This is a genomic window from Bacteroides sp. (assembly GCF_052357945.1).
Classification (GTDB): Bacteria; Bacteroidota; Bacteroidia; order Bacteroidales; family Bacteroidaceae; genus Bacteroides.
Window position 1 is genome coordinate 44,519 of sequence record NZ_DAWCXD010000015.1, and the last position, 12,700, is coordinate 57,218.

The following is a 12,700-nucleotide window of genomic DNA, read 5'->3' on the forward strand; positions in this document are numbered from 1 at the left end:
CTGAATAGTTAAATAATATTTCATTCTTTTAATTGTATACGAAGTTTAAAAAAGAATGGTTACCCTTAAAAGAGTTTTTTTTCAGAAATATATTTTTCTATTCAGATTTATATCTTTTTGCTTGCTTTTTATTCGATAATTAGTTTTCCTGTTTCAAAATAAGCATGTATTCTCTCCATTCGATTCAATAATTCAATCAAGTGAAAGATGTCTTGATGACGATTTGCAAAGAAATGCATACGAAGATCCATGATTTTGCTATTGCGGAACTCAATATCTATATTATACCAACGCCCTATTTCTTTCATCATGTCAACCAGAGCAACATCGTCAAAATAGAAAAATCCTTCCTTCCAATACAAAAATGATTCAATATCCACCTCGTTCACAGCAAATGTTCCGTTAGAAGAAAGTTGCGCACTTTGTCCCGGCATCATTTCAACAGTATGAACGCCACAAGTATCGCTAACAGCCACTTTTCCTGTAATGAGCGTAACACGGACATCAGTAGGAGAGTAACTACGCACATTAAATTCCGTTCCCAATACACGAACCTGTAGATTTCCACTTTTCACTATAAAAGGATGTTCTGCATTTTTAGCAACTTTAAAATAGGCTTCACCTTCCAAAGAGACAACTCTTTCTTTTCCTTTGAAAACCGTAGGATAAGCCAGACGACTGTCCGAATTCAAGAAGACTTCAGTCCCTTCGGATAAAACAACTTTGAATGTCTCTCCCCTGGGAATACTTAATCTATGTATCTGTACTTTCTGCTTTCCTACTTCCTTGGTTTCTGTCTGAAGAAGAGCACGACTATAATCTATTTCTTTAGAAGACAACTGTGCAGTGGAGGAAGACGAAAGAGATTCTATTACTTCTTTTAATGGCTTGATTTCCTTCTCATCATTCACTTGTAAAGTGACTTGTTGGGCAACATGATTGGCTTGAAACACTTTAATGATTTCCGGTTGCGACGAAATCATCATTGCACGCAAAACTAAAATTATGACAACAGTCGCCGCTACACCTGTGACACTAGCCCACAACAGTATGCGTGTATTTTTTCTTCGATCATTTTTAGAATGTTTATTATGAAAATCTGCCAGTTCATTCCGGACATCAATTGCCAGCATATTTTGTTTTTTCTGCATCTCTATTACAATTTCTGCCAAATCAGAACATGCTTGCAAGCACTCCTCATCTTCTTTCAAATTATGTAATTGATCAGCAGTTATATGAGAACGATTCTCCATAATTTCCAGGAGTTCTTCTTCCGACTTACTTATATTTATATTCTTTTCATCCATAAATAATGTATTCAATATATATATTTACGTTTTAAAGTCTATTCCGGTTACCCTCTTGACCCAATTCTTCACGAAGAATACGCAAAGCCTTTACTATATTCTTATGAATAGCCGCAACACTTACATTCAATTCTTCGGCCACTTCTTTATATTTCTTATTATGAATATAGCATGCTTCCAATATATGATAATTATAAGGAGTCAACTTTTCCATAGCTTTACGAATACGCAAAACACGAGAATCAGAATGTTGTGAATCGACTTCTATCATTTTATCAGTTAATTGCGAAGTAAACTCTACATATTCTTCATGGATATTTTGCTTGCGAAGATAGTCAATGCAACGTGTACGAATGATTGTATAAAGATAAGTTTTAGCCGTCGCTTCTTCTATCTTTTCATAATTACGCCACAAATACTCAAAAGCATCACTTACGATATCTCTGCATACCTCAACGTCATTTATAAAATAATATGCAAAATATACAAACTGTGCATACCATTCATTAAACATTTTGTCAAAAGTAGCCCTGTCATTCATTTAATATCGTATTCTTCTGTTATTTTTGGCAGACAAATATACATTAAAACTTAATACGCAGTTGCATTTGTACATCTCCTTTTTTATTTCCACAGATTAAATCATTACCGGAACCAATCTCGTTCCGGTCTAAATAGACTGTTTCGCCAAACTTAGTTATCAATAGAAAGTGTTTGTTCAGTTCATATCTCAAACGGATACTACACCGGAATCCACGACCTTGAAAAGACGGAGTATAAAACGTATAAAGCAATCCGCTTTCCGAAGCATATACACGCGAGTCATAATCGTCTGTAAAAAAGTAACTGCCCTGAACGTCAGCAAACAGCCTGGCCCAAGGCAGTTGGGAGGATATCATTTGTGTAACCTGATACCCTTTATTAGCAGCTCTGTCCTGAGAATGAAAATGATTATAATCTAAAGTTGTACGACTGCTTAACACATCTCCTAAAGAATAGTTCAAACGATAGCGAAGTTGATGGTGAAAAATAGGAAGTGTTAGTGTTCCTTTACTACCTGTCCAGTCACGCTCTTTTTGTTTATAACGATACCTTAGATACATGGATAAATTGCTGTATGGAGTAAAAGTGCTTTGGAACAGACCATCTGTTCCGCGGGAGGGTTTATTCACTCTGTATTTTTTCCACGGAAAGGAAAATAAATCGAATGAGGCGAAAAACTTCCAATAAGCAAAAGGAGAAGTTTCCAAGCCGATATAATATCCCTGTTCATTTTGTGTCGTACTTCCTTCACCGAATGAATGGGCAAACATAGCCCAATAGTTATAAGAATAAAACCGATGTATCAACATGATTTGAGTGTTTTGAACCGGTGAATATTGCAAACGATTCAAAGAAGCCCAACCTTGTTTTCCGATTGCCGTCTCTCCCTGAAAAGAAAAACGATGCCATCGGTAAGCATAATCTATTCCCAGATTATAGAAGTTATTTCCATGAAGATTGTATTTGGAATAACCTGTTAATTCCGGTTCGTATGGTCGGTTGAAAAGGTAGTAAATACCGGTGATACCCAATCGGATACGGTTGTGTTGATAACTCACGTGTCCACCTGTTAATTGCATGGTGAACAGGTTCTTTTTATCCGCTTCCTTTTGACTTCGATGCAGCCCGGTTTTGTAGATAGAAGTGATTGTTCCATCAGTAATTACTCCATCCAGAGAACGGTGTGAATAGAAACCAGAAATATCCCAATCTTTTGTCAAAGAAACAGTGGCAGCTACTCCTCGAAAATAGTTGTATTCGTCAGCAGAAGAATGTTTCTTTATCCCGCTATTACGGTTATTGAAAGAAGAAGCGTAAACTGTTTTTCCCATCAAATAATCAGTACTAATCACCAGACCTTGTCCGAAACTAAGCCGATAGTTACCAACAGCTAATGCTTTTAATCGTCCACAATCTTTTAATAACAGATAAAAGGAATAATAATCATAGCCGTAGCGATTGTGTAAAGCTCCAAAAGGTTCTCCGGCATCTTTTTCAGCAACGACTCCTGCATAGAGCTGGTCACTATACCGAAAACTGTATTTCACAGAGTTATAAACAGAAGGTCCTAAATAGGTATGTTCATAACCTTTTCGTTTATAAAATGGTATATCAAAGCGGGTTAACAGTTCATTCTTTCCATACTTCGCTGCGTTTTTCAACAGGCTTTTCCACCGGAAAGCAGATTCATTGTTAATAGCTTTTATACAGACGAAAGGCAGTAAATATTGGATTGTTTGCTTATCCATCTCTTCTACCAGTTGAAGTTCATAGATGGTTTTCATCTGTCCATGTATATAGATGTAGGCCAACAGATGTTCAATCTGAATATCACTAAGGAAAGGAAACTGTTCGAGTTGTTCACGGGTAGCAACATTCAAATTAACTGGTTCTTGCATACGATTGGAAAGTTCTTCCAATTCATTTTCCCAATTAAGAGTATTAACAGAGTTATTAATATCGTTATTAACAGATAAATCTTCAAGAACATCTTCTAAAAGACTTTCAGAAAGGTTTTGAGCACTACAAGCAGGAATTATTAACAGGCTGTTTATAATACTTATCAACCGTAAAAGTTGAATAGTTTTCATCAATAAAATGGTTTATTCTTCCTGCTTTTTAACAGATAAGGCCGCAAAGATACTTTAAATAGGTTAACATCGAAGAGAAATGTCTGAATAATAAAATTTTAATTCTATTTTTGTATCGTGAAAAGGAGGCTTAACATAGTAGTAATGACGCTGTTTGCTATTGTTTGTTGTTCGTTGCGCCTGCAAGCTCAAGAAAAACAAAGCATCAATGGATATTTGGTTCCGATGTGTATCTACAATGGAGATACCATTCCATGTGTCCAGTTAAGAACTGTGTATATTTTCCGTCCGTTGAAATTCAAGAATGAAAAAGAACGCCAGGAATATTATCGCCTGATCCGCAATGTGAAAAAGGTATATCCTATCTCCAGAGAAATTAACCAAGCCATCATCGAAACTTACGAATATCTTCAGACATTACCCAATGAGAAAGCCCGTCAAAAACATATCAAACGGGTTGAAAAAGGATTGAAAGAGCAATATACTCCCCGAATGAAGAAACTTTCTTTTGCACAGGGAAAACTGTTGATTAAATTAATAGACCGCCAAAGCAATTCTACCAGCTATGAACTGGTGAAAGCATTTATGGGACCTTTCAAAGCGGGATTCTATCAGACTTTTGCTGCATTATTCGGAGCCAGTTTAAAAAAAGAATATGATCCGCAAGGTGAGGATAAACTAACAGAACGTGTGGTGTTGATGGTAGAGAACGGACAGATCTAAAATCAATCGGCTTATAAGTTTATCAACCTTATAAGCCAATTTATCAACTACTCAACCCTACTAGTTATCATTTCAAGAATTAACAAGCTTCCTGCAAGGTATTAATTTCTGTTTTCTCAGAAGTTAATACTTGAGTTCCCAGCTATTAATACTTATCATATAGGCTATTAATACCTGACAACTCAAGTATTAACAGCCTGAAAACGCACTATCAACAACTATAATAATAACTACCCAATACCCATAGAATCAACATGGCTCCATATAGTTATAAACAATACATAGTTATTGATTATAAATGAATTAACTAAGATATTAACTCGTTATAAACAACTTATTAACCAATCCTATATTATGGCTATTAACGTAACTTTTTGAACAAATCCCAAATCACAATACCGGTTGTTACGGAAACATTCAAAGAGTGTTTCGTTCCGTATTGAGGAATCTCTATACAACCATCCGAATGGTCAATAACCTCTTGTTGTACCCCTTTCACCTCGTTTCCCATTACGATAGCATATTTTCTAGTCTTATCCAGTTCCAGTTCGTCCAACATAATGCTTCCTTCCGCCTGTTCTACAGAATAAACGATATACCCTTCGTTTTTGAGGTTATCAACAGCATCAACAGCGTTATTAACATACTTCCAGTCGACAGTGAACTCTGCACCCAGTGCAGTCTTATGCATTTCAGGGTGTGGAGGAGTGGCCGTTATACCACACAGATAGATACATTCAATACGGAAAGCATCCGAAGTACGGAACACAGAACCTATATTGTGCAAACTACGAATATCATCCAGCACTACTACCAGAGGCAGTTTTTCAACCTGTTTAAACTCTTCGGCACTGATACGGTTCAGTTCTGTTATTTTCAGTTTACGCATACGTCTTTTCTTTTATTATGTTCTTGTCCACAAAGGTAATTCTTTTCAGTTAACAAGGTGTTGATAACGGTTTAAAACCTGTCAAAACTATCGGCAAAGATTTTGAAAAATAATTCTTGCATTATTCAAAAGAAGGTATAAGAGGCCTTCGTTATGAACATTCCAAAAAACTAACCCAAAACTTTCTACACAGACATAAACATATTTTTCAGCACTTATCTGCCTGTTTATATCCATAAAGTTTTTAACTTTGCACTTTATCAACAGGGAGTTAATAGCAAACTTCCATTTGATGGTATTTAACGATGCTTTCATTGATAATGAAGTAAGTAGGATAGAATATCTTGTCCTTTACATCAGTTCATAACCAACTCATAAAACAGAAGTATGGACTAATAACTTATCCGGCAAGAAAAATCATATTTATTTGCTAACATTATTAACAGGCTATCATCACTAACAAAGGATTTTTTTTAAAAGGAAAGAAATAAGAATATTATTATGAATGAACTCATAAAGGCTATTAACGAGCTAAAGAAAGAAAAGAATGCAATCATTCTGGGACACTACTACCAGAAGGGGGAAATACAAGACATCGCCGATTATGTTGGCGACAGTTTGGCATTGGCTCAATGGGCAGCCAAAACGGAAGCGGACATTATTGTGATGTGTGGCGTCCACTTTATGGGGGAAACGGCAAAAGTGCTTTGTCCGGACAAGAAAGTGCTGGTGCCCGACATGGCGGCAGGTTGTTCGTTGGCGGACAGTTGTCCGGCGGATCAGTTTGCGCAGTTTGTCAAAGAGCATCCGGGATACACCGTTATTTCTTATGTCAATACAACAGCTGCGGTGAAAGCGGTGACTGATGTGGTGGTGACTTCCACCAATGCGAAGCAGATCGTGGAAAGTTTCCCAAAAGATGAGAAAATAATCTTTGGCCCAGATAGGAATCTGGGGAATTATATCAACTCAGTTACGAACCGGAATATGTTGCTTTGGGACGGTGCCTGTCATGTGCATGAACAGTTCTCTGTTGAAAAGATTGTGGAATTGAAGACGCAGCATCCCGAAGCATTAGTGCTGGCACATCCCGAATGTAAGAGCACAGTATTGAAACTGGCTGATGTGGTAGGATCTACAGCTGCTTTGTTGAAGTATGCCGTGAACCATCCGGAAAACACGTATATTGTGGCTACCGAATCAGGGATTTTGCATGAGATGCAGAAGAAGTGTCCGCAGACGACGTTTATTCCTGCTCCTCCGAACGATAGTACGTGCGGATGTAACGAGTGTAGTTTCATGCGGTTGAATACGTTAGAGAAGCTCTATGAGTGTCTGAAGAATGAAGCACCGGAAATAACGGTAGATCCGGAAGTAGCGAAGAAAGCAGTGAAGCCGATTCAGCGAATGTTGGAGATTTCGGCGAAATTGGGATTATAATCTACTTTAAAGTAGTTTCTGTTATTGAATTAAAAGTATTCGGTTAATGACTATACAGAAAACTGTTAACTGTATCAATATAGGTATAATAAAAATCGAGCGTCTCAAAATTAAAGTGAGACGCTCGATTTTTATATCAAATAAGATTGTTTTTATTTTGCTTCTTCCGAAGTCTGCAACATTTGGAACAACTTATCCAGCTTTGGGGCCATGATAATCTCCGTACGGCGATTTTTACTTCTGCCTTCTACTGTTTCGTTATCGTCAACAGGCATATATTCACCGCGGCCGCTAGGCTGAATTTGCAAAGGATTCACATTATAATTCTTGATGAGGATACGAACTACGGAAGTGGCACGGATCACACTTAAATCCCAGTTGTCTTTGAATTGTACAGTATTGATCGGTTTGTTGTCCGTATGTCCTTCGATAAATACGTCGATGTCCGTCTGTTTGTTCAGTACTTCGGCCAGTTTGCCGAGAGCTTCCTCTCCACGTTTGTCCAGGCGAGCACTTCCTGACTGGAATAATAATTTGTCGGACATCGCTACATATACTTTTCCGTCTTTCTCGCGAACGGTCAGCTCGTCAGTACTAAAACCAAGTAATGCGTCTTTTACATTACTCAAAAGGTTTTGTACTTTATCGTTTTGCGCCTTAATCATGTCCTGCAATTCATTGATCGTGCGTTCTCTTTCGTTCAGCTCATTTTTCTTTTGGCTCAACAGCGCATTCAGTTTTTCCTGTTCAGTCATGTTGACATTCAACATACTCTGATATTGGCGGATACTATTCCCCATCTTGGTCGTATCACGCAAGAGGTTTTTGACTTGTGCCGATAGCTGGTTACCAACTTCGCGGGAGTTATTCAACAACTCTTGCAGACTGTCTTTGCTTGCGGTGGCTGCCATCTCTGCAAGCATGAACTTCTTTTTTGTTACACACGAAGTACACAATAGGAGCGTAAGTAAAGTAAATAAAGTAATTTTCTTCATTGTGTTTTATATTTTAAGTGGGTATGTATAATCAGCTTTGCAGAAACTCACAAAGTTTCTGTACAGCCAGTGCACGATGGCTGATTTGGTTTTTTATATCATTTCCCAATTCGGCAAAAGTCCGGTCATAACCTTCAGGCATGAATACAGGATCGTAGCCAAATCCGGAATCACCACGTTTTTCTTTGATTATTTCGCCTTTTATCACTCCTTCAAAGAGATACTCCTTTCCGTCCAGTATCAAAGAAATAGCGGTGCGAAATTGCGCTTTACGGTTTTCCTTTCCGTCCAGTTCGTGAAGAAGTTTGAGCATATTAGCCTGGGCGTCGTGTCCTTCACCTCCTGCATAGCGGGCGGAATAGACTCCGGGAGCGCCGTTCAAGGCTTCCACTTCCAATCCCGTATCATCGGCAAAACAATCCAGATGATAGTTTTTAAAAATATAGGAAGATTTTAATAACGCATTTCCTTCCAGTGTTTCAGCAGTTTCGGGAATATCCGTTTGGCAACCGATATCATTGAGACTTAGTAATTCTACTTGATCTCCCAAGATAGCGGCTACTTCTTCCAGTTTATGAGCATTATTGGTAGCAAATACAAGTTTGCGTTTCATCATCTTATTTTTTGTTTTAACAGGGTTGTTCAATACTTATCAACCGGTTATTATTTCACTTTTAGCTTATCGAATCCTTCGCCATACACACCGATAACGGAACTTTGAGAGATAAAAGCATTCGGGTCAATGCGTTTTACCAAACGGAAAATTTCGAGTGACTGACGTTTCTTGGCAAGTACTACCAACACTTTCACATTGTTTTTACTGTACCATCCCGTACCGTCGAGTACCGTTACTCCCCGGTCGGCGTCTTTAATGATACGGTCGGCTATTTCATCATATTTCTTGGAGAAGATGAAGAATTGAACCGATTGACGGGCACTGTTAATAATCCAATCGAGCACTACGCCAATGATGAATAAGGTGACGAAACCAAAAATAACCCGGCGCCAGTCATGAAATATAAAGTAACAGGAACTGATAATGAATACATCACAAATCATAATCATTCGTCCGAGTGATACATCTTTGTATTTATTGACGATAGCGGCGATAATATCTGTTCCACCCGTACTTCCATTGTAGTTGAAAGTGATACCCAGACCTACACCGCACATGGCTGCACCGATAATGCAGGCCATGAAATCCTGCCCTGTACCGAGTAACAACGGTTTACCGTCCGGCGTCATATCCGGTGCTTCTACGTAATTGTTCACTACTAACTGGAATAACCAAAGCAGAAAAGTCAGCGTAAAAATAGCATAAGTGGTTTTTATACTAAATTTTGGACCTAATACCCGGATTGCGAAGGTCATCAGCACTGCATTAATGATGAAGTATGACCATTGGATTGGGAATCCTGTTGCATAATAGATAATAGCCCCGATACCGGTAGTTCCTCCGGTAGTTATCTGATAGGGTAAAAGGAATGCTGCCCATCCTAAAGAATAGCTTATCAATCCGAGAGTGATGTAGATATAATCTTTCACTTCTCTCATTATTTCCGCTTTTGTCAGTTTATGCATAGGATTTATAATTATGTTAGGCACGGATTACACGGATTTCGTGGTTCTAATTAATCAAAACCGTGTTATCTGCGTAATCCGTGCCTAATTTGTTTTTAAACAACAACGTTTACAATCTTTTTCGGAACGACAATGACTTTCTTCGGAGTCTTGCCATCAATCCACTTCTGTGAACGTTCGTCGGCTAATACTGCCGCCTGGATAGCTTCCGAAGTTTCATCTGCTGCAAATTCCATATTGAAACGTGCCTTTCCGTTGAAAGAGATGGTATAGTTGATAGTGTCTTCTTTCAGATATTCTTCGTTGTATGCAGGCCATTGGGCGTCGAATACGGAAGTTTCGTGTCCCAGTACATCCCACAGCTCTTCGCTAACATGCGGAGCGAAAGGTGCAAGAGTGATAATGAGCTGTTCCAAAATCTCTTTTTTGCTGCATTTCAGGTTGAAGAGTTCGTTTACACAAATCATGAATGCGCTGATAGATGTATTATAAGAGAACTGTTCAATATCACCTGTCACCTTCTTAATCAATTTATGAAGGCTCTTCAATTCTTCTTTTGTTGCAGGTTCGTCCGTTACCAGATATTCGTCTGTACGGCTGTAGAACAGCGACCAAAATTTGCGGATAAAACGGTGTACACCGTCAATTCCGTTTGTATCCCACGGTTTGGATTGTTCTACCGGGCCAAGGAACATTTCGTACATACGAAGTGTATCCGCACCGTATTTTTCAACAATCATATCCGGATTGACAACATTGAACATTGATTTACTCATCTTTTCAACTGCCCATCCGCAAACGTATTTTCCGTCTTCGAGGATAAACTCGGCCGTTTTATATTCAGGACGCCATGCTTTGAATGCTTCCAGATCCAAAATATCATTAGATACGATATTTACGTCTACGTGAATAGGGGTAACTTCGTACTGATCTTTCAGGTTCAGCGAAACGAAAGTATTGGTGTCTTTGATACGATATACAAAGTTACTGCGACCTTGAATCATTCCCTGGTTTACTAACTTCTGGAATGGTTCTTCTATGATAGATACACCTACATCGTGCAGGAATTTATTCCAGAAACGAGAGTAGATCAAGTGTCCGGTAGCATGTTCGGTACCACCTACGTAAAGGTCTACATTTTTCCAGTACTGATCGATTTTCGGATCAACCAGTGCTTTATGATTGCGTGGGTCCATGTAACGGAGATAGTATGCCGAAGAACCGGCGAATCCCGGCATGGTGTTCAATTCCAGCGGGAAGACAGTTACATTGTCAATCTTCTCATTTTCTACTACACATTTGTTTACTGTGTCCCAAGCCCATTTAGTAGCGTGTCCCAATGGAGGTTCACCTGTTTCGGTAGGCAGGAATTTAGCTACTTCCGGAAGTTCCAGTGGCAGACAGTTTTCGTCGATCACGTAAGGCATTCCGTCTTTATAGTAAACAGGGAACGGTTCGCCCCAGTAACGCTGGCGTGAGAAGATAGCGTCACGCAGACGGTAGTTCACTTTCACACGTCCCAGATTATGTTCTTTTACATATTTCTTGGTTGTTTCTATCGCTTCTTTGATAGTCAGTCCGTTCAGCGAAAGATCGCAATAAGGAGTAACATCAAGACGCGGAGAGTTGCAAACGATACCTTCCTTGGCATCGAAACTTTCTTCGCTTACATCACAACCTTCTACCAACGGGCGAATTTCCAGTCCGAAATGTTTGGCGAATGCATAGTCGCGGCTATCATGTGCAGGTACAGCCATAATAGCACCTGTTCCGTATCCGGCCAATACGTAATCGCTGATCCAGACGGGCACTGCTTCACCTGTGAACGGGTTGATGGCATACGAGCCGCTGAATACACCGGTAACACTGCGGTCGGTGATACGTTCGCGTTCCGTACGTTTTTTGGTACGGTCAAGGTAAGCATCTACTTCTGCTTTTTGTTCAGGAGTAGTTAATTGTGCCACCAGTTCGCTTTCCGGAGCCAATACCATGAAGGTGACACCAAACATTGTATCTGCGCGAGTGGTGAAAATGGTGAATTCGAGATCACTGTCTTTTACTTTGAATTGCACTTCAGCACCTTCCGAGCGTCCGATCCAGTTTCTTTGAGTTTCTTTCAGAGAATCTGTCCAGTCGATCGTATCTAATCCGTCGAGCAGGCGTTGTGCGTAAGCAGATACACGCAGACACCATTGACGCATTTTCTTTTGTATAACAGGGTAGCCGCCACGTTCGCTGACTCCGTCCACTACTTCGTCGTTCGCCAATACAGTTCCTAATTCAGCACACCAGTTTACCATTGTTTCACCCAAATAAGCGATGCGATAGTTCATCAGGATTTCCTGCTGTTCTTTTTCGCTTTTGGCGTTCCACTCTTCGGCAGTGAAGCTGATATCTTCGCTGCAAGCGGCATTGAGTCCTTCGTTTCCGTAGATGGCGAAGGCTTTCTCCAGTTCTTCGATAGGACGGGCTTTCTGTTCGTCGTTGCAATAATAGCTGTTGAACATTTTTTGGAAAGCCCATTGGGTCCAGTGATAATATTCCGGGTCGCAAGTACGGATTTCACGGTTCCAATCGAAAGAGAAACCTATTTTGTCCAACTGCTCGCGGTAGCGGTCGATATTGTTGACGGTAGTGATAGCAGGATGCTGTCCGGTTTGGATGGCATACTGTTCTGCCGGCAGACCGTAAGCGTCATATCCCATCGGGTTGAGTACATTGAAGCCTTGCAGTCGTTTGTAACGGGCGTAAATATCCGAAGCAATGTATCCCAGCGGATGACCTACGTGTAGGCCGGCTCCTGATGGATAAGGAAACATGTTTAGTACATAAAATTTTTGCTTCGAATCATCTTCCGTAACTTGGTAGGTTTTCTCTTCTACCCACCTTTTCTGCCACTTCTTTTCAATTTCTCTGAAATTGTACTCCATAGTGATAAAGTTTTTATTTATAGTGATTTATACTGTTATTTCTAATTCGAGGCACAAATTTACGTGTTTATTTTCAGATAACCACGCTTTCTCTATTGACTTTATCGTTTTTATTTCGTATATTTGGGGAAATTAAAAATAGAAAATTAATAATGAAAGATATAAATATTGTGACATAAGTTCAATAGGTGGATGTGCGAAA

Annotated in this window: 10 protein-coding genes; 2 read left to right on the forward strand and 8 right to left on the reverse strand. The window is 39.4% G+C overall.

The window, feature by feature from the left end:
• Positions 1-128 precede the first annotated feature (128 nt).
• The 3 genes from ACT8YW_RS05645 to ACT8YW_RS05655 are packed head-to-tail and all read right to left on the reverse strand — an operon-like array spanning position 129 to position 3,940.
• Positions 129-1,307 carry a FecR family protein gene (locus ACT8YW_RS05645; RefSeq protein ID WP_444104297.1) on the reverse strand — a complete coding sequence of 393 codons (1,179 nt, stop codon included), beginning with the start codon at positions 1,305-1,307 and terminating at the stop codon, positions 129-131.
• Between the two features lie 31 nt (positions 1,308-1,338).
• Positions 1,339-1,848 carry a sigma-70 family RNA polymerase sigma factor gene (locus ACT8YW_RS05650; RefSeq protein ID WP_444104298.1) on the reverse strand — a complete coding sequence of 170 codons (510 nt, stop codon included), beginning with the start codon at positions 1,846-1,848 and terminating at the stop codon, positions 1,339-1,341.
• Between the two features lie 43 nt (positions 1,849-1,891).
• A complete protein-coding gene (locus ACT8YW_RS05655; protein ID WP_444104299.1) occupies positions 1,892-3,940 on the reverse strand; it encodes a helix-hairpin-helix domain-containing protein in 2,049 nt (682 codons plus the stop codon).
• 144 nt (positions 3,941-4,084) lie between these two features.
• On the opposite strand from ACT8YW_RS05655, the gene ACT8YW_RS05660 reads away from it, so the two are divergent.
• The gene (locus ACT8YW_RS05660; protein WP_004302817.1) at positions 4,085-4,663 is read left to right on the forward strand and encodes a DUF4294 domain-containing protein; all 579 of its coding nucleotides are present in this window, start codon (positions 4,085-4,087) and stop codon (positions 4,661-4,663) included.
• Between the two features lie 361 nt (positions 4,664-5,024).
• Here the strand turns inward: ACT8YW_RS05660 and ACT8YW_RS05665 are convergent, their stop codons facing one another.
• Positions 5,025-5,552 carry an RNA methyltransferase gene (locus tag ACT8YW_RS05665; protein WP_004302816.1) on the reverse strand — a complete coding sequence of 176 codons (528 nt, stop codon included), beginning with the start codon at positions 5,550-5,552 and terminating at the stop codon, positions 5,025-5,027.
• A gap of 501 nt (positions 5,553-6,053) precedes the next feature.
• Between ACT8YW_RS05665 and nadA the strand changes: the two genes are divergently transcribed.
• Positions 6,054-6,992 carry a quinolinate synthase NadA gene (gene nadA / locus ACT8YW_RS05670; RefSeq protein ID WP_004316098.1) on the forward strand — a complete coding sequence of 313 codons (939 nt, stop codon included), beginning with the start codon at positions 6,054-6,056 and terminating at the stop codon, positions 6,990-6,992.
• Between the two features lie 152 nt (positions 6,993-7,144).
• On the opposite strand, the gene ACT8YW_RS05675 is transcribed toward nadA, so the two are convergent.
• From ACT8YW_RS05675 to leuS, 4 genes are all read right to left on the reverse strand, one after another.
• The gene (locus tag ACT8YW_RS05675) at positions 7,145-7,987 is read right to left on the reverse strand and encodes an OmpA/MotB family protein (RefSeq protein ID WP_444104300.1); all 843 of its coding nucleotides are present in this window, start codon (positions 7,985-7,987) and stop codon (positions 7,145-7,147) included.
• Positions 7,988-8,018: 31 nt separating this feature from the next.
• Positions 8,019-8,600, reverse strand: a complete 582-nt coding sequence (locus tag ACT8YW_RS05680; RefSeq protein WP_444104303.1) for a non-canonical purine NTP diphosphatase — start codon at positions 8,598-8,600, stop codon at positions 8,019-8,021.
• Positions 8,601-8,650: 50 nt separating this feature from the next.
• A complete protein-coding gene (locus tag ACT8YW_RS05685) occupies positions 8,651-9,568 on the reverse strand; it encodes a YitT family protein (RefSeq protein WP_004314158.1) in 918 nt (305 codons plus the stop codon).
• 95 nt (positions 9,569-9,663) lie between these two features.
• A complete protein-coding gene (gene leuS, locus ACT8YW_RS05690; RefSeq protein WP_444104301.1) occupies positions 9,664-12,498 on the reverse strand; it encodes a leucine--tRNA ligase in 2,835 nt (944 codons plus the stop codon).
• Positions 12,499-12,700: the final 202 nt, after the last annotated feature.

Coding starts and splice junctions, on each gene's coding strand:
- ACT8YW_RS05655 (WP_444104299.1), bottom strand. CDS start 3,940: ATGAAAACTATTCAACTTTTACGGTTGATAAGTATTATAAACAGCCTG.
- ACT8YW_RS05650 (WP_444104298.1), bottom strand. CDS start 1,848: ATGAATGACAGGGCTACTTTTGACAAAATGTTTAATGAATGGTATGCA.
- ACT8YW_RS05660 (WP_004302817.1), top strand. CDS start 4,085: ATGACGCTGTTTGCTATTGTTTGTTGTTCGTTGCGCCTGCAAGCTCAA.
- ACT8YW_RS05675 (WP_444104300.1), bottom strand. CDS start 7,987: ATGAAGAAAATTACTTTATTTACTTTACTTACGCTCCTATTGTGTACT.
- ACT8YW_RS05685 (WP_004314158.1), bottom strand. CDS start 9,568: ATGCATAAACTGACAAAAGCGGAAATAATGAGAGAAGTGAAAGATTAT.
- ACT8YW_RS05680 (WP_444104303.1), bottom strand. CDS start 8,600: ATGAAACGCAAACTTGTATTTGCTACCAATAATGCTCATAAACTGGAA.
- ACT8YW_RS05645 (WP_444104297.1), bottom strand. CDS start 1,307: ATGGATGAAAAGAATATAAATATAAGTAAGTCGGAAGAAGAACTCCTG.
- ACT8YW_RS05665 (WP_004302816.1), bottom strand. CDS start 5,552: ATGCGTAAACTGAAAATAACAGAACTGAACCGTATCAGTGCCGAAGAG.
- leuS (WP_444104301.1), bottom strand. CDS start 12,498: ATGGAGTACAATTTCAGAGAAATTGAAAAGAAGTGGCAGAAAAGGTGG.
- nadA (WP_004316098.1), top strand. CDS start 6,054: ATGAATGAACTCATAAAGGCTATTAACGAGCTAAAGAAAGAAAAGAAT.